22 protein-coding genes are annotated in these 22,432 nt (G+C 71.3%); 17 read left to right on the top strand and 5 right to left on the bottom strand.

What is annotated here, in order from left to right; translation table 11 throughout:
* The first annotated feature begins 115 nt into the window (after positions 1-115).
* From ruvX to aroQ, 8 genes are all read left to right on the top strand, one after another.
* A complete protein-coding gene (gene ruvX / locus ACFXKZ_RS42545) occupies positions 116-613 on the top strand; it encodes a Holliday junction resolvase RuvX (protein WP_380010208.1) in 498 nt (165 codons plus the stop codon).
* Positions 610-1,770 (top strand): endolytic transglycosylase MltG, encoded by a 1,161-nt coding sequence (mltG, locus tag ACFXKZ_RS42540; RefSeq protein WP_380010205.1) that lies wholly within the window; start codon positions 610-612, stop codon positions 1,768-1,770. Before ruvX ends, mltG begins: the two co-directional genes overlap by 4 nt.
* Complete coding sequence (locus ACFXKZ_RS42535; RefSeq protein WP_380010202.1) at positions 1,767-2,612, top strand: shikimate dehydrogenase; 846 nt, start codon at positions 1,767-1,769, stop codon at positions 2,610-2,612. Before mltG ends, ACFXKZ_RS42535 begins: the two co-directional genes overlap by 4 nt.
* Positions 2,613-2,895: 283 nt before the next feature.
* Positions 2,896-3,630, top strand: coding sequence for a prepilin peptidase (locus tag ACFXKZ_RS42530; RefSeq protein ID WP_380010199.1), 735 nt, complete (start codon positions 2,896-2,898; stop codon positions 3,628-3,630).
* A gap of 185 nt (positions 3,631-3,815) precedes the next feature.
* Positions 3,816-5,000, top strand: a complete 1,185-nt coding sequence (gene aroC, locus ACFXKZ_RS42525; protein WP_380010196.1) for a chorismate synthase — start codon at positions 3,816-3,818, stop codon at positions 4,998-5,000.
* Positions 5,001-5,004: 4 nt separating this feature from the next.
* On the top strand, positions 5,005-5,631 hold the full coding sequence (locus ACFXKZ_RS42520) for a shikimate kinase (protein ID WP_380010193.1): 627 nt from the start codon (positions 5,005-5,007) through the stop codon (positions 5,629-5,631).
* Complete coding sequence (gene aroB / locus ACFXKZ_RS42515; protein ID WP_380010190.1) at positions 5,628-6,722, top strand: 3-dehydroquinate synthase; 1,095 nt, start codon at positions 5,628-5,630, stop codon at positions 6,720-6,722. The genes ACFXKZ_RS42520 and aroB overlap by 4 nt, the downstream gene beginning before the upstream one ends.
* On the top strand, positions 6,719-7,162 hold the full coding sequence (gene aroQ / locus ACFXKZ_RS42510; RefSeq protein WP_380010187.1) for a type II 3-dehydroquinate dehydratase: 444 nt from the start codon (positions 6,719-6,721) through the stop codon (positions 7,160-7,162). Before aroB ends, aroQ begins: the two co-directional genes overlap by 4 nt.
* Before the next feature lie 77 nt (positions 7,163-7,239).
* Here aroQ and ACFXKZ_RS42505 read toward each other — a convergent pair whose 3' ends face one another.
* Positions 7,240-9,180 (bottom strand): trypsin-like peptidase domain-containing protein, encoded by a 1,941-nt coding sequence (locus tag ACFXKZ_RS42505; protein WP_380010184.1) that lies wholly within the window; start codon positions 9,178-9,180, stop codon positions 7,240-7,242.
* A gap of 222 nt (positions 9,181-9,402) precedes the next feature.
* Here ACFXKZ_RS42505 and ACFXKZ_RS42500 point away from each other — a divergent pair, with 222 nt between their 5' ends.
* The 6 genes from ACFXKZ_RS42500 to ACFXKZ_RS42475 all read left to right on the top strand — a co-directional run bounded on the left by ACFXKZ_RS42500 (position 9,403) and on the right by ACFXKZ_RS42475 (position 13,221).
* Complete coding sequence (locus ACFXKZ_RS42500; RefSeq protein WP_380010181.1) at positions 9,403-10,530, top strand: aminopeptidase P family protein; 1,128 nt, start codon at positions 9,403-9,405, stop codon at positions 10,528-10,530.
* Between the two features lie 72 nt (positions 10,531-10,602).
* Positions 10,603-11,169 carry an elongation factor P gene (gene efp / locus ACFXKZ_RS42495; RefSeq protein ID WP_078974410.1) on the top strand — a complete coding sequence of 189 codons (567 nt, stop codon included), beginning with the start codon at positions 10,603-10,605 and terminating at the stop codon, positions 11,167-11,169.
* Positions 11,169-11,597, top strand: coding sequence for a transcription antitermination factor NusB (gene nusB, locus ACFXKZ_RS42490; protein WP_078974409.1), 429 nt, complete (start codon positions 11,169-11,171; stop codon positions 11,595-11,597). Before efp ends, nusB begins: the two co-directional genes overlap by 1 nt.
* A 104-nt stretch (positions 11,598-11,701) precedes the next feature.
* Positions 11,702-12,076, top strand: coding sequence for a YidH family protein (locus ACFXKZ_RS42485; RefSeq protein ID WP_380010177.1), 375 nt, complete (start codon positions 11,702-11,704; stop codon positions 12,074-12,076).
* A complete protein-coding gene (locus ACFXKZ_RS42480; protein WP_380010174.1) occupies positions 12,076-12,423 on the top strand; it encodes a DUF202 domain-containing protein in 348 nt (115 codons plus the stop codon). The genes ACFXKZ_RS42485 and ACFXKZ_RS42480 overlap by 1 nt, the downstream gene beginning before the upstream one ends.
* A gap of 45 nt (positions 12,424-12,468) precedes the next feature.
* The gene (locus ACFXKZ_RS42475) at positions 12,469-13,221 is read left to right on the top strand and encodes a class I SAM-dependent methyltransferase (protein ID WP_380010171.1); all 753 of its coding nucleotides are present in this window, start codon (positions 12,469-12,471) and stop codon (positions 13,219-13,221) included.
* A 12-nt stretch (positions 13,222-13,233) separates the two neighbouring features.
* On the opposite strand, the gene ACFXKZ_RS42470 is transcribed toward ACFXKZ_RS42475, so the two are convergent.
* Together ACFXKZ_RS42470 and ACFXKZ_RS42465 are read right to left on the bottom strand one after the other, a co-directional pair.
* Entirely contained in the window at positions 13,234-13,734 is a 501-nt protein-coding gene (locus ACFXKZ_RS42470; protein WP_161500608.1) for a MarR family winged helix-turn-helix transcriptional regulator, read from the bottom strand.
* 227 nt (positions 13,735-13,961) lie between these two features.
* Positions 13,962-15,593 (bottom strand): MFS transporter, encoded by a 1,632-nt coding sequence (locus ACFXKZ_RS42465; RefSeq protein WP_380010167.1) that lies wholly within the window; start codon positions 15,591-15,593, stop codon positions 13,962-13,964.
* 142 nt (positions 15,594-15,735) lie between these two features.
* Here ACFXKZ_RS42465 and ACFXKZ_RS42460 point away from each other — a divergent pair, with 142 nt between their 5' ends.
* Entirely contained in the window at positions 15,736-16,395 is a 660-nt protein-coding gene (locus tag ACFXKZ_RS42460; RefSeq protein ID WP_380010164.1) for a TetR family transcriptional regulator, read from the top strand.
* Between the two features lie 1,618 nt (positions 16,396-18,013).
* Here ACFXKZ_RS42460 and ACFXKZ_RS42455 read toward each other — a convergent pair.
* Positions 18,014-19,366, bottom strand: coding sequence for an MFS transporter (locus ACFXKZ_RS42455; RefSeq protein ID WP_380010161.1), 1,353 nt, complete (start codon positions 19,364-19,366; stop codon positions 18,014-18,016).
* Positions 19,367-19,775: 409 nt separating this feature from the next.
* On the opposite strand from ACFXKZ_RS42455, the gene ACFXKZ_RS42450 reads away from it, so the two are divergent.
* Positions 19,776-20,792 (top strand): LacI family DNA-binding transcriptional regulator, encoded by a 1,017-nt coding sequence (locus ACFXKZ_RS42450; RefSeq protein WP_380010158.1) that lies wholly within the window; start codon positions 19,776-19,778, stop codon positions 20,790-20,792.
* A gap of 111 nt (positions 20,793-20,903) precedes the next feature.
* Here the strand turns inward: ACFXKZ_RS42450 and ACFXKZ_RS42445 are convergent, their stop codons facing one another.
* The gene (locus ACFXKZ_RS42445; protein WP_126643439.1) at positions 20,904-21,407 is read right to left on the bottom strand and encodes a transcriptional regulator; all 504 of its coding nucleotides are present in this window, start codon (positions 21,405-21,407) and stop codon (positions 20,904-20,906) included.
* A gap of 386 nt (positions 21,408-21,793) precedes the next feature.
* On the opposite strand from ACFXKZ_RS42445, the gene pyrR reads away from it, so the two are divergent.
* Positions 21,794-22,429 carry a bifunctional pyr operon transcriptional regulator/uracil phosphoribosyltransferase PyrR gene (pyrR, locus tag ACFXKZ_RS42440; protein ID WP_380010155.1) on the top strand — a complete coding sequence of 212 codons (636 nt, stop codon included), beginning with the start codon at positions 21,794-21,796 and terminating at the stop codon, positions 22,427-22,429.
* Positions 22,430-22,432: the final 3 nt, after the last annotated feature.

Genomic DNA, 22,432 nt, shown 5'->3' with positions numbered 1-22,432 from the left:
TCCCCCGGTGGGTGTGGAAGTCTGGAACCGGACTCCCGCACCCCCGGGGGACTTGTATGCCGGGGCGTCATGCCCGAATAGTCAGTGACGCAGAGTCTGTGACGGAGAGCCGACCTTGAGACGCGGAGTACGAATTGCGGTCGACGTGGGAGACGTTCGCATCGGCGTCGCGGCCAGCGACCCGCACGGACTGATCGCAACCCCGGTGGAGACCGTGCCCGCCGGGCGGCGCGACGTGGCCCGAGTCCTGGAGATCGTCGCCGAGTACGAGGCGATCGAGGTCGTGGTCGGGCTGCCGCGTTCGCTCTCCGGCAAGGAGGGCGCGGCCGCGGCCAAGGCACGGCTGTTCGCCGGCCGACTCGTGGCCGGGCTCGACCCGGCGATCGAGGTGCGCATGGTCGACGAACGACTGACCACCGTCACCGCGACCCGAGGGCTCCAGGCCTCCGGCGTCAAGGCGAAGAAGGCCCGCGGGGTCGTCGACCAGGCGGCCGCGATCGTGATCCTGCAAAACGCGCTCGACACCGAGCGAGGTTCCGGACGTCCTCCGGGCCAGGCCGTGCCTCCCGCTCCGGCCGGGTCCGTCTCCGACTCTGAAAGGCCCACGGCATGAGCGATCTCGGACTGCGCATGGAGTCGGAGCCGCGCAGTCGGCGACGGGGCAAGGACGACGGTTCGCGCGGCGGGCGGCGCGGCGGTCGGGGCCGCAAGAAGAAGAACCGCAGCGGTTGTGCGGTCTCCTTGGCCCTCGTGGTCGTGCTCGCCATCCTCGGCGGCGGCGGTTATTGGGCCTACGGTTTCCTGAAGGACCGTTTCGGCCCGCCGCCGGACTACAGCGGCAACGGTTCCGGTTCGCTCGTGGTCGAGATCAAGCCGGGGTGGGCCACCCCGCAGATGGCCAACGAACTCAAGCGGGTCGGGGTCACCAAGAGCGTCGAGGCGTTCACCAAGGTCGCCCGGGAGGACAAGGACCAGCGCGCGTCCAAGATCCAGCCCGGCGCGTACACGATGGCCAAGCACATGTCCGCGAAGTCGGCCTTCGAGATCCTGGTGAACCCCAAGAACAAGCAGGACTTCATCCTGCGGCCCGGCATGCGCTCCGCACAGGTCTTCGAGTCCCTGGCGAAGACGCTCAAGGTGCCGAAGGAGAAGGTCGAGGCCGCCGCGAAGGATCCCTCGCTCGGACTGCCGGACTACGCCGGCGGCAACATCGAGGGTTTCCTGTTCCCCGCCTCCTACATCGCCGCGCCCGGGATGGACCCGCTGGTGGTGCTCAAGGACATGGTGGCTCGGGCGGTGAAGGAGTACGACAAGGACGGTCTGGCCGCGAAGGCGCAGGCGATGGGCAAGAAGCCGTACGACGTGATCATCATCGCCAGCCTGGTCGAGGCCGAGGGCAAGACCACCGACGACAAGGGCAAGGTCGCCCAGGTGATCTACAACCGGCTGGGCAAGAACATGTCGCTGGGTCTGGACTCGACGGTCAACTACTACCTGGGCAAGAGCAACATCCAGCTCACCAACAAGGAACTCAACGACGCGAGCAACCCCTACAACACGCGGGTGAAGAAGGGTCTGCCGCCCGGGCCGATCGGCAGCCCGAGCAAAGCCGCGATCGACGCGGCGCTGGCGCCGCCGGCGGGCAAGTACCTCTACTTCGTCACCGTCGACCCGATCGCGGGCACCACCAAGTTCACCGACAAGGACTCCGAGTTCCAGGACTTCAAGGCCGAGCTGGCGAAGTGGATCAAGGAACATCCGACCTCGTGACACCCTCGACCCCACCCCTGCCTCCGCGCCGGGCCGCCGTGCTCGGCTCGCCCATCCGGCACTCGTTGTCCCCGGTCCTGCACCGGGCGGCGTATGCCGAACTGGGCCTGACCCACTGGTCCTACGACGCGTTCGAGATCGACGAGGCGGCCCTGCCGGGCTTCGTCGCCGAGATGGACGCGTCGTGGGCCGGGCTCTCGCTGACCATGCCGCTCAAGCGGGCGATTCGGCCGCTGCTCGACGAGATCGGCGCGATCGCGCGGGACGTGGACGCGGTGAACACCGTGGTGTGCACCGCCGACGGCCGCCGGGTGGGCGAGAACACCGATGTGCCGGGCCTGGTCGCGGCGTTGCGCGAGCGCGGCGTGGACCGGGTCGAGTCGGCGGCCGTGCTGGGCGCGGGGGCCACCGCGACCTCGACGCTTGCCGCGTTGCGGGAGGTCACGGACGGGCCGGTGCGGGTGTATGTGCGGGGTGCGGAGCGGGAGCGCGAGATGTACGCGGCCGGCGAACGGCTCGGCGTCGCGGTGATCGTGCGTCCGTGGACGGAGGCCGCCGAGGCGCTGGCCGCGCCGCTGCTGGTGGCGACGACGCCCAAGGGGGCGGTCGACCATCTCGCGATCGAGGTACCGGCCGATCCCGGCGTGCTCTTCGACGTGCTCTACGACCCTTGGCCCACCGCGCTCGCGGGCGCGTGGGGACACGCGGGCGGCACGGTGGTGGGCGGCCTGGACCTGCTCGTCCACCAGGCGGTCCTCCAGGTGGAACTGATGACGGGCCACCCGGGCCCCCTCACCGCGATGCGCACAGCCGGCGAGGCGGCTCTGGCGGGCCGAAACTGACGAACGAACCGGGCACAGGACCGCCACCCCCACACCCGCCACCCACCCGCACCCGCCGGCCGCCCACCCGCACCCGCCCACCAGCTGTCCGCCCACCGCTCGCCCGCCGGCCTCCCGCGCCCGCGCGGCGTCCGCCCGACCGCCGCGGGTGGTTGTGGGTGTTGGCCGGTTGGGGTGGGCTTTGGGGTTGGTGTCCACAGGGTTCTGGTTTGGTGTGATCGTCGGACCGGGGTTGGGGACGACGGAACGTGACCGGCGTACGATCCTGCGTATCGTCGCAGGCGTGTTCCTCGGACTCACTCTCCTGTGCGCGTTGTTCGGTTTTGTCGCCGGGCTCGGGCTGCCCCGTCCCATCCATCTCCTGCTCGCCCGAAGCCCCGGCTCCGGTTCGGTCGGTGGCATTGCCCCGCCCGGTCGTCCGCCGATCCTGCCCGTCGAGCCCGTGTCGGCCGCGAGCGGGCGGTTCGGGGCGTTGCCGCTCGCAGCGCTGACCGGGCTCGTCTGCGCTCTGCTCGCGTGGCGCCTGGGGCCCGGACTCGACCTGCTCGCATTCCTCGTGCTCGCCGTCGCGGGGGTCGCCCTCGCCGTGGTCGACGTGCGCGCCCTGCGGCTGCCCGACCCGGTGCTGCTGGTCACCCTGGCCACCGGCCTGACCCTGCTCGGCATGGAGTCGCTGGCCCTGGGCGACTTCACCGCCTACCGAAGAGCCCTGCTCGGCGGCGTCACGCTGGCCGGCTACCACCTGTGCCTGGCCGCGCTGTTCCGCGGCGCCCTGGGCATGGGCGACGTCAAGCTCGCCGGCGTGCTCGGCATACATCTGACCTGGCTCGGCTGGGGCGTGCTGGTCACCGGCGCGTTCCTGGCCGTGCTGCTCGCGGGGCTGACTGCCGGGGCGCTGATACTCGTGGGCCGTGCCCGCCGGGACAGCCGGCTGCCGTTCGGCCCCTGGCTGCTGCTCGGCGCGCTCGGCGGCGTGTTGTGCGGCGCCGAGTTGTCCCGATTGCATCTCGCCTGGTGAGACGGCACCGGTCCATGTGGCACTGTCCGGAAGATGGACGCGGGGATGGGAGCCCGCCTCGGGCATGAAAGGATTCGGGTGGAGATTCGCCGGGCGGATCCTGTCCGGCGGTGCTCGGTGCATCGTGCCGGGCCTTCGTGCCGCCGTCCGGAGCAGGCACGCGTGACGCGCAAGAAGGAGCATTCGTGGGCAACCTACGCTGGCTGACCGCCGGGGAGTCGCACGGCCCCGCACTCGTGGCCACCCTGGAGGGGCTGCCCGCCGGCGTGCCCGTCACGACCGACCTGGTCGCCGACGCGCTCGCGCGCCGCCGACTGGGCTACGGGCGCGGCGCGCGGATGAAGTTCGAGCGCGACGAGGTCACCTTCCTCGGCGGCGTCCGGCACGGCCTCACCCAGGGCGGCCCCGTCGCGATCATGGTCGGCAACACCGAGTGGCCCAAGTGGGAGACGGTCATGTCGGCCGACCCGGTGGACCCGGAGGTGCTGGCCGCGCAGGCCCGCAACGCCGCGCTGACCCGCCCCCGCCCCGGCCACGCCGACCTGGCGGGCATGCAGAAGTACGGCTTCGACGAGGCCCGGCCGATCCTGGAGCGGGCCAGCGCCCGCGAGACCGCCGCCCGGGTCGCGCTCGGTGCGGTCGCCAAGGCGTTCCTGGAGCGCGTCGCCGGCATCCGGATCGTCAGCCACGTGGTCGAGTTCGGCGCGGCCAAGGCACCCGCCGGCGTCTTCCCCGGCCCCGACGACACCGCCCGCCTGGACGCCGACCCGGTGCGCTGCTTCGACCCCGAGGCGTCGGCCGCGATGGTCACCGAGGTGGACGACGCGCAAAAGGCCGGCGACACGCTCGGCGGCGTGGTCGAGGTGCTCGCCTACGGACTGCCTCCGGGCCTGGGCAGCCACGTGCACTGGGACCGCCGGCTCGACTCGCGCCTCGCGGGCGCGCTGATGGGCATCCAGGCGATCAAGGGCGTCGAACTCGGCGACGGCTTCGAACTGGCCCGGGTGCGCGGCTCGAAGGCGCACGACGAGATCGTCAACACCGCCGACGGCGCGCGCCGCACCTCGCACCGCTCCGGCGGCGTGGAGGGCGGCATGTCCACCGGCGAGGTGCTACGCGTGCGTGCGGCGATGAAGCCGATCGCCACCGTGCCCCGCGCCCTGGCCACCTTCGACGTGCGCACCGGCGAGCCGGCCCAGGCCCACCACCAGCGCTCCGACGTCGCGGCGGTGCCCGCGTCGGGCATCGTGGCCGAGGCGATGGTGGCCCTCGTGCTGGCCGACCTGGTCACCGAGAAGTTCGGCGGCGACTCGGTCGACGAGACCGCCCGCAACGTGCGCGGCTACCTGGACGCGTTGGAGATTCGGTAGCGCCATGGCAGACATCGGGGACGCCGGGGACATCGCCGACGGCGTGAACACCACGCACGGCCGGGACGGGGGCGAGCGCCCACTGGTGGTCCTGGTCGGTCCGCCCGGCGCGGGCAAGACGACGGTGGGTCTGCTGCTTGCCGCGGCGCACGGGGTGGGCTTTCGCGACACCGACGCCGACGTCGAGGCGCGGGCGGGCAAGCCGATCCCGGACATCTTCGTCGACGAGGGCGAGCCGCACTTCCGCGCGCTCGAACACCGGGCGGTCGCCGACGCGCTGGCCGGCCACCCCGGCGTACTCGCCCTCGGCGGCGGCGCGATCCTGGACCCGGCCACCCGCGACCTCCTGGCGGACCACCACGTGGTCTTCCTCGACGTCGACCTGGCCGACGCGGTCAAGCGGGTCGGCCTCGACGCGCCGCGCCCGCTGCTGATGGGCAACCCCAGGGCCCGCTGGCGCGAGTTGATGGCCGCGCGCCGCCCCCTGTACACCGAGGTCGCCGCGGTCATGGTGAACACCGCCGGCCGCACCCCCGAGGACGTGGCCGCCGAGATCGGGCGCACCCTCGAGACCGCATCCCACCGGGCCCGACCCGAGCCCACCACGCCCGAGAAAGACGTGAAGCGATGAGCGGCACCCCCGCCGAACCCGTCCGGATCCGTGTCGGCGGCACCTCGGACCCCTACGACGTGCTCGTGGGCACCGGCCTGCTCGGCGAACTCGCCGCGCTGATCGGCACCTCCGCCCGCCGGGTGGCGATCCTGCACCCGGAGGCGCTGGCCGCCACCGGCGAGGCGGTCCGCGAGGACCTGGCCGCGCAGGGCTACGAGGCGATCGCCATCCAGGTGCCCAACGCCGAGGACGCCAAGGACGTCGCGGTCGCGGCCTACTGCTGGTCCGTGCTCGGCCAGACCGGCTTCACCCGCTCCGATGTGATCGTCGGCATCGGCGGCGGCGCCACCACCGACTTGGCGGGCTTCGTCGCGGCGAGCTGGCTGCGCGGCGTGCGCTGGATCGCGATGCCCACCACGCTGCTCGGCATGGTCGACGCGGCCGTCGGCGGCAAGACCGGGATCAATACCGCCGAGGGCAAGAACCTGGTCGGCGCGTTCCACCCGCCCGCCGGCGTGCTCGCCGACCTGGCCACGCTGGAGTCGCTGCCGCGCAACGACTACGTCAGCGGCCTGGCCGAGGTGATCAAGGCCGGATTCATCGCCGACCCGGTGATCCTGGACCTGATCGAGGCCGACCCCGAGGCGGCCCGCGACCCGCTGGGCAAGGACACCGCCGAGCTGATCACCCGGGCCATCCAGGTCAAGGCCGACGTGGTCTCCGGCGACCTCAAGGAGGCCGGCCGCCGGGAGATCCTGAACTACGGCCACACTCTCGCGCACGCGATCGAGAAGGCCGAGCGGTACAAGTGGCGGCACGGCGCGGCGGTCAGCGTCGGCATGGTCTACGCAGCGGAGCTGGGCCGGCTCGCCGGTCGCCTCGACGACGCCACCGCCGACCGGCACCGCACCGTGCTGGCCGCGGTCGGACTGCCGCTGACCTACCGCGGCGACGCGTGGCCCCGGCTCCTGGAGACCATGCGCGTGGACAAGAAGTCGCGCGGCGACATGCTGCGCTTCATCGTCCTGGACGGCCTGGCCAAGCCGGTCGTCCTGGAGGCCCCCGACCCGACCCTCCTGGTCGCCGCCTACGCCGAGGTCTCGGCGTGAGCGCGCGCCGGGTGCTGGTCCTGAACGGCCCCAACCTGGGCCGGCTCGGCAGCCGCGAGCCGGACGTCTACGGCGCGACCTCGTACCAGGGCCTGGTCGCCGAGTGCGAACGCCTCGGCGTCGAACTCGACTTCGCCGTCGAGGTCCGCGAGACCAACGACGAGGGCGAGATCATCCGCTGGATGCACGAGGCCGCCGACGGCCGCATCCCGGTGGTGATGAACCCCGGCGCGTTCACCCACTACTCCTACGGGCTGCGCGACGCGGTCGCCCAGCGCACCGCGCCGTTCATCGAGGTGCACATCTCCAACCCGTACGCGCGCGAGAGCTTCCGGCACACCAGCGTGGTCGCCGCAGTCGCCAGCGGCACGATCGCCGGCTTCGGCCTCGGCTCCTACCGCCTGGCGCTGCGCGCGCTCGCCGAGGAACTCGACGGCTGAGCAGCGCCCCCGCCTGGGGCCTCACCCACGTGGGTGACACCCCAGGCGGGGACCGCCGCGCCGCGCCCGCGCGGACCTCACCCGAGCAACCGCCCGATCGCCGTCGCCACCTCCGGGTGCCCCAGATACGCGCCGATGTCGTGCGCACGATCGAGCGGATTGGCCACCGCGCACTCCGCGACCAGCCCACTCCAGTCGTCCGCCAGCGGACACCCGATCGCGACCGGATCGGTCCGGCACCACGCGTTGAACCACGGCCCCGCGATCGGCGGCAGATGCGGCCCGCCGATCCGCAGCCGCGAATAAACGGTGTCCATCCCCAACGGGCTGCCCACGGTGATCAACCCGGCCACCGGCACCGCCGGCCCCAGCCGGGTCAGCAGATCCATCGCCACCACCGTGCCCAGGCTGTGCGCGACCAGCACCACCGGACCGTCGGCGGGCATCCCGGCCAGCACCTGGTCGAGCACGGCCGTGCGCGTGTCGTCCTGATCGAGATAGGCCGCGACGTCCTTGAAGGCGGCCTTGATTACCAGCCGGTCCACCCCGGTGTGCGCGGCGATCCAGCCCAGCGGTTCACGCGTGGTGCGCACCACGTGGTCCCAGATGCTCTCGGTCGCCGGCTCGACCGCCTCCGCAGGGGGCATGCCCGCCCGCCGCGCGGCCTCGTCGAGCAGCCGGTCGTACAACTCCTGTGCCGACGCGGACAGCGGCGCCTCGCCCGGCAGCGCCGACTCCATCACCTGCACGAGCCGGTCGCCGTAATAGGGGAACCACACGTCGGCCGGATCGATGGTCGCCAGCCCCGCCAGGGTCAGCCCGCTGTTCAGCCCCGCCGCCCAGCCGCGCCGCAACTCGTCCGGATCGCGCCCCTGCTGACTGCGCCCGTGGACGAACACCAGACGCAGCCGGCCCCCGAACGCCTCCGGCCGCCCGGTCGCCCCGGCGACCGGAACCGCCTCGGTGACCTCGATCGGCGGCCGGGGAGCGGGCACCGTCGACAGCAGCGCCGGCGCCGAGCCCAGGCCCGAGCCGGGACCCAACTCGGCGAGCAGCGCCCGCTGCGCGTCGCCCGTGGTCAGCGCCGCGAGGCGGGCCAGGATCACACTGATCCGCACCCCCTCGTTGGCGATCCACTTGATCTCGGCCTGCCCCTGCTCGGGCCGCCAGGGCTGATCGTGCAGGTTCAGCACGGCCCCCGACACGTCGTGCGCGGGCACCCCGCTGTGATGCAGCGCGACCGCCTCCCACTGGTCGTTGAACACCGGCGAGCCCGAGTTGCCCGGCTCGGTGTCGGTCTCGTACTGGATGAAGTCGTCGAAGCGCTGGGTGAAGCGGTTCTGCCGGATGGCGATCTCCTTGAGCCGCCCGTCCGGGTGCCCGATCACGTTCACCGGATCGCCGATCACCAGCTTGCCCTCGGCCGCGAGCAGCCACAGATGCCCGAACACCTGCCCCGCCGGCCGCCCGTCGCCGCCCGGACGCAGCGCCACCAGGGTGAAGTCCAGATCCTCGTCGGTCAGGAACAGCGTGTCCGGGTCCGGCGTGAAGCGGGTGGTGTGCGCGGGCAGGTCGTTGTCGATGCCCATCTCCGCGCCGAACTCGGCGAACGCGCCGCGCGCGGTCGCCGCGTCGGGAAAGACGTGATGGTTGGTCAGCAGCAGGCGCGGCGAGACCAGGAAGCCGGTCGCCTGCGGTTGCACCGGCCCGCCCGTGGCGTACCAGATCCGCGCGACGCATGCGGCGGCGCGCATGCCGCGGGCGAGGAAGTTCAGACTCTGTAGATCGTTGGTGGCGCCGATGATGCGCTCGGCGAGCCCGGGCCCGCTCTCCTGCGGCGACGTGGCCAGCAGCACCTGCCCGGGCACCTCGTGCTGTTCCACCAGCCGGGCCGCGCGTAGTTGCAGCCTCTGATCGTCGTCGGGGAATCGCCGACCGTCGGCGCGCCGCCGCTCGATCGTGGACCGGTCCGCCTCGGCTGCCGCATAGCGCGCTGCGGCGGCGCGCAGTCGGCCCACCAACCGCTCATCCGCCGCAGATGTGGCAGTTCCGTCATTTCCGCTGATTTCCACTGAAGCCCACCCCCTCGCAGGAAGGGTAGAACCGGGCCCCGGCCGCTGTCCGGACATCGGGTGATTGCGCTGGTCCGCGCCCGCGGAAGACGCCGACCCGAGCCCGAAGGATGCAGTCCCGCCGAGTCACACCGGGCTACCCCCACCTCACGGGACTACGCTGTTCCCATGCCCGAGGCCCATGATCGACGCCGTGATCGACTGCGTTCCCGCCTGGCCGGTGCCGGTGCCGACGTCGCCCTGATCACCAACCTCGTCAACGTGCGATACCTGACGGGGTTCACCGGCTCCAACGCCGCGCTGCTCGTGTACACACCGGGTGCGCCGGGCGAGGGGTCCGGCCCGGGCGCGGTGTTGTGCACCGACAGCCGCTACGCGACCCAGGCGGTGGAGGAGTCGCCGGGCGTCGAACTGCTGGTCGAGCGGGCCTGCGCGCAGGCGCTGACCACCCGCGCCGCCCGCTCCGGCGCGGTCCGCCTGGCCATCGAGGAGCAGCACGTCACGGTCGAGCTGTACCGCGAGCTGGGTCGGGTGCTCGCCGAGGAGAGCACCGCCGGGGAGCTGGTCAACCTGGGCCGGGTGGTCGAGGACCTGCGTCGGATCAAGGATCCCGAGGAGATCGCCGCGCTGCGGATCGCCTGTGAGATCGGCGACCGGGCGCTGAGCGAGATGATCGAGTCGATCCTGGTCGGTCGGACCGAGCGGCACATCGCGATGGAGCTGGAGCGGCGCATGGCCGACCACGGCGCCGACGCGGTGGCCTTCCCCACGGTGGTGGCCACGGGGCCGAACTCGGCGATTCCGCACCACGACCCCGGGGACCGCCGGGTCGAGGACGGCGACTTCCTCAAGATCGACTTCGGTGCGCGCTACCGCGGCTACCACGGCGACATGACCCGCACGTTCGTGATCGGCACCGAGCCCGCGGCCTGGCAGCAGGAGATCTACAGTGTGGTCTTTGCCGCCCAGAAGGCGGGCCGCGAGGCGCTGGTGCCGGGGGTCGAGGCGGTCGCGGTGGACAAGGCCGCGCGCGATGTGATCGCGCAGGCCGGCTTCCTGGATTTCTTCGGACACGGCCTCGGACACGGCGTCGGCCTGGAGATCCACGAGGACCCGCATCTGGGTCCGACGGCGACCGGTAAGCTGGACGCTTGCATGCCGGTCACCGTCGAACCGGGGATCTATCTCCCGGGCCGCGGCGGTGTCCGCATCGAGGACACCCTTGTGGTTCGTCCGCTCGAAGACGGCGGGCCCGAGCTACTCACCATCACGACCAAGGAATTGCTCGTCCTGTAGCGGGCCGGCGCCCGCCGCCTCGTCCGACGAGCGAGAATCCGGTCCCAGAAGCACGCAGGAGACACCACACTCGTGGCCACGACCAACGACCTGAAGAACGGCATGGTGCTCAAGCTCGACAACGGCCAGCTCTGGTCCGTCGTCGAGTTCCAGCACGTCAAGCCCGGCAAGGGCGGCGCGTTCGTTCGTACGAAGCTCAAGCATGTCCTCTCCGGCAAGGTCGTGGACAAGACCTTCAACGCCGGCACGAAGGTCGAGACGGCCACCGTGGACAAGCGCGGCATGCAGTTCTCGTACAAGGACGGCTCCGACTTCGTGTTCATGGACACGGACACCTACGAGCAGCTGCCGATCTCGCCCGAGACCGTCGGCGACGCCGCCAACTACCTCCTCGAGGGCTTCGACGCGACGGTGGCGATCTACGAGGGCGCCGCGCTCTACGTCGAGCTGCCGGCCTCGGTCGAACTGCTCATCGAGTACACCGAGCCGGGTGTCCAGGGCGACCGCTCCACCGGTGGCACCAAGCCCGCGAAGCTGGAGACCGGCTTCGAGATCGCGGTTCCGCTCTTCATCACCACGGGCGAGAAGGTCAAGGTCGACACCCGTTCCGGTGACTACCTGGGCCGCGTGAACAGCTAGTGGCCGGTGCCCGCAGCAAGACCCGGAAGCGCGCGCTGCAGATCCTGTTCGAGGCCGACCAGCGCGGTGTCGATCCGGTGACCATCCTCGCGGACTGGGTCGGCCGCTTCCGGGCCGACAAGGCGGAGCCGCAGGTCGCCGAATACACGATGCGGCTGGTCGAGGGCGTCCAGGAGCACCGCAAGCGCATCGACGACCTGATCGGCACCTACGCCGTGGGCTGGACGCTCGACCGGATGCCCGGCGTGGACCGCAACGTCCTGCGCCTGGGCATCTACGAACTGCTCTGGGAAAGCGACGTCCCCGACGTCGTGGCCATCGACGAGGCGGTCGAGCTCGCCAAGGAATACTCCACGGACGAGTCGCCGGCCTTCGTCAACGGCCTGCTGGCCCGGATAAAGGATCTCAAGCCGACGCTGCTGCGCTAGCCGGCGTCCGCCGCCGGACCCGTCGAGCCGCCCACCCCGCCCGGGTGGGCGGCTCGCTGCGTTCGCGCCGGCCCGGATGAGGCGGCCCGGATCCTGTGCCGATAATGAAGATCATGAAATCCGATCGGAAGGGCTCCCGGCTGCGGGACATCGGTGACGAGCCCGACTATCGGTTCACCCTCGCCAACGAACGCACGTTCCTGGCCTGGATCCGCACCGCGCTCTCCCTGCTCGCGGGCGGGGTGGCGGTGGTGCAACTGGTGCCGGACCTGGCCCCGAGGGCGCAGCGCCTGGTGCTCGGGCTGGCCCTGGTCGGGTTGGCGCTGACCCTGTCGGCCACCGCGTATCGGCGCTGGTACCAGGTCGAGCGGGCGATGCGGTTGGGCCGCGCGCTGCCGTTCTCCGCGTTGCCGCTGGTGGTCTCGGCGGGTCTGGCGATCGTGATCGTGCTGAGCGTCGTGCTCATGCTCGTGTCCTGATGGCCCGCCACCCCGCCGCGCTGCCGGGCGCGCCCCTGGATCCGGGGCTGCAGCCCGAGCGCACCCGGATGGCGTGGTCGCGCACGGCGCTGGCGTTCGTCGCCAACGGCGCGCTGCTGGTACGGGCCGGCCACGTGCCGGGGAGCTGGTGGTTCATGCTGCCGGGGTTCGTGGTGATGGCGGCGGGCTTCGGGGTGTACGTGGTGGGGCTGCTGCGGCATCGACAGGTGGACCACGCGGTTCGGGGCGGCAGCGCCGCGGTCGGCGATCGGGCGATTCGCGCGACGCTGCTGACGGTGGTGGCGGCGTGTGTGCTGGCCGCGGTGGTGCTGGTCGGCCGGCCCTGACGGAGCCCTTGTCGGCGGCGCGAAGCCGCGGCGAGAATGCGCGCCATGACGACCGACGATCTCGGCATCCGTGGATTCGCCCGTGGCACCGATCGGTACGAGCGGGCGCGACCGTCCTACTCGAACGAGGCGATGGATCATCTGTGCGCCGGCGCGGGGATCGGGCCGGGCACCTCGGTGCTCGATCTGGCCGCCGGTACCGGCAAGTTGACCCGGCTGCTGGCCGAGCGCGGGGCGCGGGTGACGGCGGTGGAGCCGTCGGCCGCGATGCGCGAGACGTTCGCCCGGGTGGTCGAGGGGGTGCCGGTGCTGGCCGGTACGGCGGAGTCGATACCGCTGCCGGACGGCGCGGTCGACGTGGTCACCGTCGCCCAGGCGTTCCACTGGTTCGAGCCGGAGCCGGCGCTGCGCGAGATCGCGCGGGTGTTGCGGCCGGACGGGGTGCTGGCGCTGCTGTGGAACGAGCGGGATCAGGAGAACGCGCTGGTGGACCGGCTGTACGAGGTGGCCGAGTGGCCGTTCGGCGGCCTGTGCGACCACCGCCCGGCGATCGCCCGCAGTGCGTGGTTCGAGCCCGCGAAGCGGACCCTGTTCCGGCGCCGCGAGTCGTTGACCCACGACGCGATCGTGGAGCGGATCGCCACCTTCAGCTACGTGAGCGCGATGGGGGACCGGCAGCGCGGCGAAATGCTGGCGCGGGTACGGGAGTTCATCGGGGAGTACGCGGAGCCGGTGGAACTGGCCCATGTCACCGACACCTACCTGGCCCGGCGCCGAAAGGTGCCGGCGTCGGGGTGAGGGCGGCGCGGGCTACAGGCTGCGGGCGTCGCGCCACCACCACGCCTGGCTGAGGTTGTCGGGCAGTTCGCCGGAGGCGCCGAGCTGGCGCATGCCCGCGCGCAGGCCGTCCTTGAGTACCTCGACCCCGTCGTCGCCGACCGCCTTGGTCCAGGCGCCCTGGATCCAGGACAGCTCGGCCCAGATCACCCGCAGGCACTCGCGGCCGCGTTCGGTGAGGGTGATCCGGCGGGCGCGGCGGTCGGCGGGGTCGGGTTTGCGGTCGACGTAGCCGTGCCGGGCCAGGTGCGAGACCACCTCGCCGGCCGACTGCTTGGTCATGCCCAGTCGGCGACCCAGCTCGGTGGCGGTGGTGCCGTCCTCGCCGATCAGGGTCAGCGCGAAGCCGTGCGTGGGCCGGATCTCGTCGAAACCCGCGGCCGTCATGCGGTCGGAGAACAGTTGGCTGATCCCGCGCACGGCGGTGACCAGCAACGTCACCAGTTCGGGCCCGGAGGAGGTGTCTTGCTGCACGAAGTAAGAATACCTGTCTAATTTGCCGCGGAAACCCACGACGCCGCCCCCGACCGAGGTCGGGAACGGCGCGCAGGTCGAATGACCGTTACCCATGGATCATGCCGCAACGAGCCGGTGGGGCAGGGCAGGCCATGCCGATCGGCACGCCGCGCCCGATACGCCGAGCGCGGCCACCGCTTGGCGGCACCCGTGGGTGGCCGCCGACGGGAGGCGGTGGCCGGCCGCTACACGTGTACGGCGACCGCGCCCTCGCGCTTTTCGCCCTGGCGGACGAACAGGGCCAGGATGATGCCGACCGCCATCGTGATCGCGGCGATGGTGAAGGCCAGTTGCATGCCGTCCAGGAACGTGGTGTCCGAGGCGTGTCGGATCGCCGCCGTCGCCGGGCCGTCCAGTTGCCTGCCGTCCAGCAGGTCCGGGCGCAGCGGCGGGAATCCCTGGGCCACCGAGCCCTCGATGCCCTCGCGCTGCCCGTGCGGCATCGTGGCGTAGTCGCCGGCCGCCGCGGGCCACCGGTCCGGCAGTACCGAGGAGACCTTGGCCGCCACCACCGCGCCGAGCACGGCCGTGCCGAGCGCGCCGCCGACCTGCATCGCGGCCTGCTGGATCCCCGAGGCCACGCCGGAGAGTTCGAGCGAGGCGTTGCCGACGATGATGTCGGTGGCGCCCACCATGATCGGGCTGAGCCCGAACCCGAGCAGCACGAACGGCAGCATGGTCGCGCCGAAGCTCGCGTCCTCGCCCAGCCGGGCCAGCAGCGCCATCGCGGTCGCGGACAGCGCCAGGCCGGCGATGATCGGAATACGCGGGCCCAGCTTGGTGATCGCGAGGCCGCCGATCGGCGAGCCGATCATCATCACCACCGACATCGGCAACATCCGTACGCCGGTCTCGGTCGGGCTGAGCCCGTTGACGCCTTGGAGGTAGAAGGTGATGAAGAACATCGCGCCGAACATCGCGAATGCCATGAAGATCATCAGCACGATGCCGATCGAGAACGACCGGTTGCGGAACATCCCCATCGGCATCAGCGGTTCGGCCGCCCGGGTCTGCCACAGCGCGAAGACCACGAGCAGGATCACCGCGGCGGCCATGAAGCCGAGCGTGTAGGCGCTGCCCCAACCCTTCTCGCCGCTCTTGATCACACCCCACACCAGGCAGAACATCGCCGCCGACAACAGCGCCACGCCGAGGTAGTCGATCCGGTTGCTCGCACCGGCCACCCGGCTGTTGGCCAGCGCCCAGATGCCGACCACCAGCGTCAGTACGCCGATGGGCACGTTGATGTAGAACACCGACTGCCAGCTGACGTGTTCGACGAGCAGGCCGCCGACGATCGGACCGGCGGCGGTGGCGGTGGAGATCGCCGCGCCCCAGATGCCGATGGCCATGTTCAGCTTGTTGCCGGGGAAGCTGTTGCGCAGCAGACCGAGCGCGGTGGGCTGGAGCAGCGCGCCGAACACGCCCTGGAGTACCCGGAAGGCGATCAGCATCGAGACCGACTGGGAGAATGCGATGAGCAGCGACGTGGCGGCGAACCCGGCCGCGCCGATCAGGAAGATCGTCTTGTGCCCGTAGCGGTCGCCGAGCTTGCCCGCCGGGATCAGGCACACCGCGAGCGCGAGCAGGTAGCCGTTGGTGACCCATTGCAGGTCGGCGAGCGAGGCGTCGAGGTCCTTGGAGATGGCCGGGTTGGCGATGCCGACGACGGTGCCGTCGAGGGCCACCATCATCACGCCGAAGGCGACCGCGAGGAGGGTGAGCCAGGGATGGCCCTGCATGCCCTTGCGGGCGGGGGGTGCGGAGGGACCCGGAGGGGGTGCGTCCGGTGTCGCCGCCGTCGAAGTCTGGCTCATACGTCCCCTACATCCATCCGTGTTCAGCGTCGTATCGAACCATCGAACGATATGGCACTGTGTGCCAAGTAGCCAAATCACTCAAGTTGCACGCAGTGACAAGTGCCATACTGTGCAGGGACCAAGGAGAGGAAGACGCAACGTGCGGGACACGGCCGGCGCCGCGACGGGTTTGCGCGAGCGCAAGAAGGAACGCACGCGCGAGGCCCTGGTGGACGCCGCGCAGGAGCTGTTCCTGCGCAAGGGGTACGACGCCACGACCATCGACGAGATCGTCGCCGCCGTGGAGGTCTCCCGGCGCACCTTCTTCCGCTACTTCGCGGGCAAGGAGGAGGTGGCGCTGGCCCGGGCGATGGAGTTCGAGCAGCTGTTCCTGTCCGCGCTGGCCACCCGACCGGCGGACGAGGCGCCGCTGACCGCGCTGCGCCGCGCGGGCACCGAGGTGTTGTCGGAGTTCGGCGACGAGCCGGACGACGGCGCGGGCCACGAGTTCCTGCGGATGCGCCGACTGATCGAGGGCACCCCGGTACTGCTGGCCGCCTCGCTGCGCAACGCGATCGAACTGGAGCGGCGGATGGCGGCGGAGATCGCCCGCCGCGAGGGCCTGGACCCGGAACTCGACCGTCGCCCGGCGCTGTTGGTGACCCTGTACCACTCGGTCATGCGGGTGGCGATGGACGAATGGACCGAGGGCGAGGTCATGGACACCGCCGGCCTGTCCCGAATCGTCGAGGCCGCCTGGGACGACATGGCCACCCTGCTCGCCGACCGCTGGACGGCGGGCGAACTGCACCGAGGCTGACGCGGACCCGGAGGGGGCGGGGCGTCGGGGGGTGCGGTGCGGTCGGGTGGGTGGGGGTGAGTCGTGGTGGGCGTGGTGGAGTGGTTTCTCCTTCGCTGCGCTGCGTCGGGGGCGGAAGGGGGGAGGGGAGGTGCCGCTGCGCGGCGCCTGGTGGGGTTCCGGCTTCGCTGCGCTGCACCGGTGGTGGAGGGAGTTGCGGCTCCGCTGCGCTCCACCGCTCGCCCGGGCCCTCCGGGCCCGAGTCGAGGAGTGGGCCGGACCGGGACGCGGCAGGGTGACCCCGTGCGGAAGCGGCCCCTGGGCGCAGCGGTGGGCTTGGATGCTTTGCCCATGGAGGTGGGTCTACGGCACAGGGGTGGGCTCAGAGCCCGTAGGGGGTCAAGGACGCAGAACCGGGTCCGGGGCACAGCAGCGGGCCGTGAGTCCGGAGGGCGGTCCAGGGCACAGAAAGCGAGTCCGGGACACAGCAGCGGGTCCAGAACTCGGGAGTGCTTCAGAGCCCGGTAGTGGGTCCAGACCCGGTAGTAGGTCTAGAGCCTGCACGTAGATCCTGGCGCGTAAGTGGGGCGTCTGGAGGGCGCGCGCTGCTCCCGTGACCCGCTCGCCGACCGGGGTCGACTCACGACCCACGGCCGCGCCGACCCAGGCAACGGTGGAGCGCAGCGGAGCCGCAACTCCCTCCACCACCGGTGCAGCGCAGCGAAGCCGGAACCCCACCGGGCGCCGCGCAGCGGCACCTGCCCTCCCCCCCCTTCCGCCCCCGACGGAGCGCAGCGGAGGAGAAACCACTCCCCCCGCCCACCACGACTCACCTTCATCACCTCTGGGGGGCTCTGGCGCACTTCGCAGGGCCAGGTTCGTCGATGGGCCTGTATTGCCTTCAACGGTCCTGCCGACCTTCGCGGCGCAAGGCTCGCCGATGGGCCCGCGTTACCTCCAGCGGCCCTCCCGCACTTCGCAGGGCCAAGCCCGTCGATGGGCCCGCATCACCCTCAACGGGCCCGCCGCATTTCGCGGGGTAAGGCCGTCGGTGGGCCTGCGTGACACGCCGTCGGGGGTGAGATCGCCACGGCCTCCGCTGTCCCGGCCGGCCTGACCCGGCCCGACTCCAGCCGATGGTCGGCCGCAGCCGGGTTGGGGGCCGGGTCGGGGCAGACGGGGGATTTGGCTCGGCCGGGTCGGGGGCGGGCCGGGGGTTCGGCTGTGCCGCGCTGCCACTCGGCCAACCCGCCCCTGGGCCGGGTTTCCTTTAGGCCGGCCGCCCTTCGGCTGGGCCGCCCCCTCGGCTGGGCTGGCCCTTGGGTGGCCGGCCCCCTGGGCTGGGCTGGCCCTTGGGGCCGGTCCCCTCGGCTGGGCCGCCTCTCGGCCGGCCCGCCCGGCTCGGTCGGGCTTCCTCTCGGCCGGCCCGCCCGACTCGGTCGGGCTGCCCCCCGGCTGGCCGGCCCCCTCGGTCGGGCCGCCCCCTCGGCCGGGCCGCCTCTCGGCTGAACTGCCCTCTCGGCTGGGCTGCCCCTTGGCTGGCCGGTCCCCTCGGCCGCGGCGCCCCCGGCCGCCCCGACCGCCGCCCCCGACCGCCGCCCCCGACCGCCGCCCCCGACCGCCGACCCCGGCCCACCCCTCACCGCACGCGCTTGACCAGCAAGGCAAGCAACGCGCCGAGCAGTGAGATCGCGGCGGCGAAGGCGAAGAGGCCCTTGTAGCCGAAGTCCAGGTCGTCGACCAGGAAGGGGGCCAGGAACGGGGCGGCGATCTGGGGGCCGGCGTTGGCTATGTTGATCAGGCCCATGTCCTTGCCGACGTCCTGGGGGCGGGGGAGGACCTGGGTGATCAGGGCCATGTCGACGGCCATGTACATGCCGAAGAAGAGGCCGTTGGCGACCTGGAAGGCGATCATGCCGTCCTCGGTGGCCCAGATCATCGGGATGGCCAGGGACAGGGCCGCGCCGGCGCCGGAGGCAACCACGAACGGCTTGACCCGGCCGACCCGGTCCACGAGCGGGCCGATCACGATCGCGGCGGCGATGGTCACCACGGAGTTGATCACCGTCAGGGTGCCCAGCTTGGCCAACACCTCGCCCGGCGGGATCTTGACGTACATCAGCAGGATGAAGTAGTTGAACTGCAGCACCACCATGTAGCCGAGCATCACGCCCAGGCGCGAGACCAGGGCGATGAAGAAGTCCGCGTGGTCGCGCGGCGAGACCCAGAAGCCCTTGACGAAGCCGATGAACTCGAACTTCTCGCGCGGCAGGTCCTTGGTGGACCGGTCCGGGCTGACGATTACGAAGATCACCGCGGCGGCCACCAGGATTGCGGCAATCAGGTAGAAGCCCTTGGCCCCGCCGTCGGCCGGGTCGGCGAACTTCCCGTCGAACCCGCCGATTTGGGCATCGATCCCGATCATGTTCAGGTCGACGCCGGCGAGGAGCAGCGAGACCACGATCGTGCCTACCGGGATGCCCAGGCCGATCATCGCGGAGAACATGCCGTACTTGCTCGCGGGCACCCGGTCGGGCATGACCGCGGTCAGCGCCGCCTGGTACCCGTTCATGATGAACTGGATGATGCCCCAGGTCAGACCCACGACCGCGATCGAGTTGGCGTTGGCCTGGAAGCACAGGGCGATCGCGCCGACGATCGCGCAGAACAGGATGAACGGCGACCGGCGGCCGAAGCGCGACCGGGTGATGTCGGAGAGCTTGCCGAACAGCGGGTTGCCGACCGTGGCGAACAGCGCGCCCCAGAAGATCGGCCACTTGAGCGCTTCCTGGTCGGGTACGCCCTTGATGTGGATCACCTGCGCCGGGAGCAGGTAGATCCCCACACCCAGCCACAACATGTAGAGCGCGACGTTGGCCAGGGGCAACGTGGCGTAGAGCGGTGCGACCTTGTATCCGGTGTTCTCCGGATCCGCGACGGACACCGGTGCCGGCGACGAGGAGCCGGGCTCCTCTGTGGTGGTCGAACTCATGTGGACCGTCCGATGGAGGGGATTCGAAACCCTCCCTGCACGGAGGCCCCGAATCATTTGACGTGGTGTTGGGATCGGAGCCTAGGTGACACGAATAAGCAGGGGAATGGGTCCACAACGTGAAATCAGCCCGACTAGATAACGATTTGATCGTTCAAGAGGTGAACAAAGTGCGCTGCGCAGCGAATCGTCACTGCGAGTGATCTTGTAACGACCGACACGCGTCAGTAGCGCATTCGAGCGATTACGGCCAAGGTTGTGCCGGCTAACCAAGCGGTAACGGATCGCGCGTCCCCGTGATCCGATGGTCATCGGTTGCGCGCGGGCCGGCCCCGCGCGCGGGTGCGGTAGGGGGTGTCGTCGAGATGACGAGCACGAAGTCGGTCACTTGCCGCCCGGGGGGTCGCGGATGAGCGTGCCGGAGGCGGGGGCCAAACCCCCCACCAGTTCGGACGTCGCCCGACTCGCCGGCGTGTCCAGGTCCACCGTGAGCTACGTGCTCAACTCGCCGCCCGGGGTCCGGGTCAGCGCGCAGACCCGCGAGCGGGTGATGCTCGCCGTGCGCGAACTGGGCTACGCGCCCAGCGCGCCCGCCCGGTCGCTGCGCTCGGGCAACAGCGACGTGGTGCTCTTCCCGCTGCCGCTGCAACCCATGGGGCAACTCCTCGAGGCGTTCATCGACGAACTCACCGAGGCGCTGAACCGGCACGAGTTGAGCCTGCTCATCCACGCCGACCGCACCTCGCGCGGCGCGGACGCGGCCCGCCAGTGGGCCGCGCTGCGCCCGCTCGCGGTGATGGCGGAATCGAATCGGCTCACCGGCGGCGCGGTCGACGTGCTCAAGCGGGCGGGGGTGCGGGCCATCTTCGCGTGGGGGCGCGAGGAACACCCGGACGTGCCCACGGCGATCTTCGACAACCGCGACACCGGCCGCGTCGCGGTCCGCCACCTCATCGACCGCGGCCACCGCCGACTGGCCTGCCTGGTCCCGTCCGGGCCGTTGGCCTTCCTCGGCGAGGAGCGCTGGGCGGGTGCCCAGGCCGCCGCCGAGGACGCGGGCGTGTCGCTGCGCCGGGTGGACGTGGGCTACGTGCGCGAGGACGTGCTGGCGATCGTGCGCCAGTGGCAGCGCGAGAGCGAGCCGCCCACCGCGGTCTTCGCCGGCAACGACGACTTCGCCCTGATGATCATCTCGGCGTTGCGCGAGTGCGGCTGGTCGGTGCCGGAGGACATGGCCGTGGTCGGCGCCGACGACCTGCCGTTCTGCGATCTGGTCTGGCCCCGGCTGACCAGCGTCTCGATGCACACCCGGACGATGGGCTCCGGCGCCTCGGACGCGATCACCACGCTGATCCGGGGCCGCGACTACCGGCCCGGCGGGCGCATGGTCGTGCACCCGCGCGTGGTGGTCCGCGAATCCGGCTGAGGGCGGCGAGCGTACAAAAGGTGAAGGGTCCCGGAGCCGATCGGCTCCGGGACCCTTCGGGGTTCCCGCGAGGTTTTCCGCCCGGCGAAGTCACGCTCCGCCGTCATGCGGTCACGCGTTGCTCTGGTGCTCCACGGCCCGACGTGCCTCCGGGTTGAGCACGCCCCACCCGATCAGCTGCTCGGTCAGCACGCTCGGGGACTGGTCGTAGATCACGGCCAGGGTACGCAGGTCGTCCTGGCGGATCGACAGCACCTTGCCGTTGTAGTCGCCGCGCTGGCTCTGGATGGTGGCCGCGTAGCGCTGGAGCGGGCCGGCCTGGTCCGACGGGACCGTCTGCAGCCGCTCCAGGTCGAGGACCAGGCGCGGCGGCGGCTCGGCGGCGCCGTTCGGAGTGCCGCCGGGCAGCAGCTCCTGCACGGGGACGCCGTAGAAGTCGGCGAGCTCGGCCAGGCGCTGCACGGTTACCGCACGGTCGCCGCGTTCGTACGAACCGACGACGACGGCCTTCCAGCGGCCCTGGGACTTCTCCTCGACGCCGTGCAGGGACAGGCCCTGCTGGGTCCGGATCGCGCGGAGCTTCGCCCCGAGCTGCTTGGCGTAGTCGCTGGACATCTCGCTCCCAAAACAGGTGACTGACCGTGAAGGTCCACCGGTGGTTGGCCGAACCGATGGGGTGGCTACCTCCGGGCCGGCTTTCTGTACCTCGAACTCTCCCCGAAGCTGCGAGGTTCGGCACGTCGCGACTGTCGCGTTTGGCCCGGTGGTGACTCATTGTGAGGTTACGCAGAGTAATTTGCGTCCGTCAAGCCGAACGGCCTACAAAGCCGGATTCATGCAGGTGAGAGGCACCTTTACGCGAGCTTCCACGGCATATGCCCCGGCTCGATCCGCCGGTCCGGGCGGCCGAAAGACTGATGATGTTGGCTGATACTGTGAGGGACGTACCCCGGCGTCCTTTAAAGCCCGTCCTGTGAGACGGGGAAGGAGGTCTGTTTCCCATGACAGCACCCCGCAACACCCCTGGCGGCACGTCGGCCGCCCGTCCGAAGGACCTCGACCCGGCCACCGCCCGTGCGGTCCTGGATCCCTCCGACATCAACCGGGCACTGACCCGCATCGCCCACGAGATCGTCGAACGCGCCAAGGGCGCCGACGACGTGGTGCTCCTGGGCATCCCGACCCGCGGCGTGGCCCTGGCCCGCCGGCTCGGCGAACGACTCGCCTCCATCGAGGACGGCACCAAGGTCCCCGTCGGCGCACTCGACATCACCATGTACCGCGACGACCTGCGCCTGGGCCCGGCCCGCGCGCTGGAGCGCACCGAGATCCCCGCCGAGGGCATCGACGGCAAGCTCGTGGTCCTGGTCGACGACGTGCTCTACTCCGGCCGCACCATCCGCGCCGCGCTCGACGCGCTGGGCGACATCGGCCGCCCGCGCGCGGTGCAACTGGCCGTCCTGGTCGACCGCGGCCACCGCGAACTCCCGATCCGCGCCGACTACGTGGGCAAGAACCTGCCCACCTCACAGCGCGAGACCGTCAAGGTCCACCTCGCCGAGTACGACGGCCGCGACGCGGTCCTGCTCGGCACCCGCGCGGCCGACCCCGCCGCCCACACCGACGCGGAGAAGTAGCCA

It is taken from the genome of Embleya sp. NPDC059237 (assembly GCF_042754105.1).
Classification (GTDB): Bacteria; Actinomycetota; Actinomycetes; order Streptomycetales; family Streptomycetaceae; genus Embleya.
The sequence above is the reverse complement of the archived record's forward strand: the minus strand, read 5'-3'. Positions and strand labels throughout refer to the sequence as shown.

Excerpts from the sequence above, each read along its gene's own strand:
- mltG (WP_380010205.1), top strand. The coding sequence starts at position 610 with ATGAGCGATCTCGGACTGCGCATGGAGTCGGAGCCGCGCAGTCGGCGA.
- ACFXKZ_RS42520 (WP_380010193.1), top strand. The coding sequence starts at position 5,005 with ATGGCAGACATCGGGGACGCCGGGGACATCGCCGACGGCGTGAACACC.
- aroB (WP_380010190.1), top strand. The coding sequence starts at position 5,628 with ATGAGCGGCACCCCCGCCGAACCCGTCCGGATCCGTGTCGGCGGCACC.
- ACFXKZ_RS42500 (WP_380010181.1), top strand. The coding sequence starts at position 9,403 with ATGCCCGAGGCCCATGATCGACGCCGTGATCGACTGCGTTCCCGCCTG.
- ACFXKZ_RS42485 (WP_380010177.1), top strand. The coding sequence starts at position 11,702 with ATGAAGATCATGAAATCCGATCGGAAGGGCTCCCGGCTGCGGGACATC.
- ACFXKZ_RS42480 (WP_380010174.1), top strand. The coding sequence starts at position 12,076 with ATGGCCCGCCACCCCGCCGCGCTGCCGGGCGCGCCCCTGGATCCGGGG.
- ACFXKZ_RS42475 (WP_380010171.1), top strand. The coding sequence starts at position 12,469 with ATGACGACCGACGATCTCGGCATCCGTGGATTCGCCCGTGGCACCGAT.
- ACFXKZ_RS42465 (WP_380010167.1), bottom strand. The coding sequence starts at position 15,593 with ATGAGCCAGACTTCGACGGCGGCGACACCGGACGCACCCCCTCCGGGT.
- ACFXKZ_RS42455 (WP_380010161.1), bottom strand. The coding sequence starts at position 19,366 with ATGAGTTCGACCACCACAGAGGAGCCCGGCTCCTCGTCGCCGGCACCG.
- ACFXKZ_RS42450 (WP_380010158.1), top strand. The coding sequence starts at position 19,776 with ATGAGCGTGCCGGAGGCGGGGGCCAAACCCCCCACCAGTTCGGACGTC.
- ACFXKZ_RS42445 (WP_126643439.1), bottom strand. The coding sequence starts at position 21,407 with ATGTCCAGCGACTACGCCAAGCAGCTCGGGGCGAAGCTCCGCGCGATC.
- pyrR (WP_380010155.1), top strand. The coding sequence starts at position 21,794 with ATGACAGCACCCCGCAACACCCCTGGCGGCACGTCGGCCGCCCGTCCG.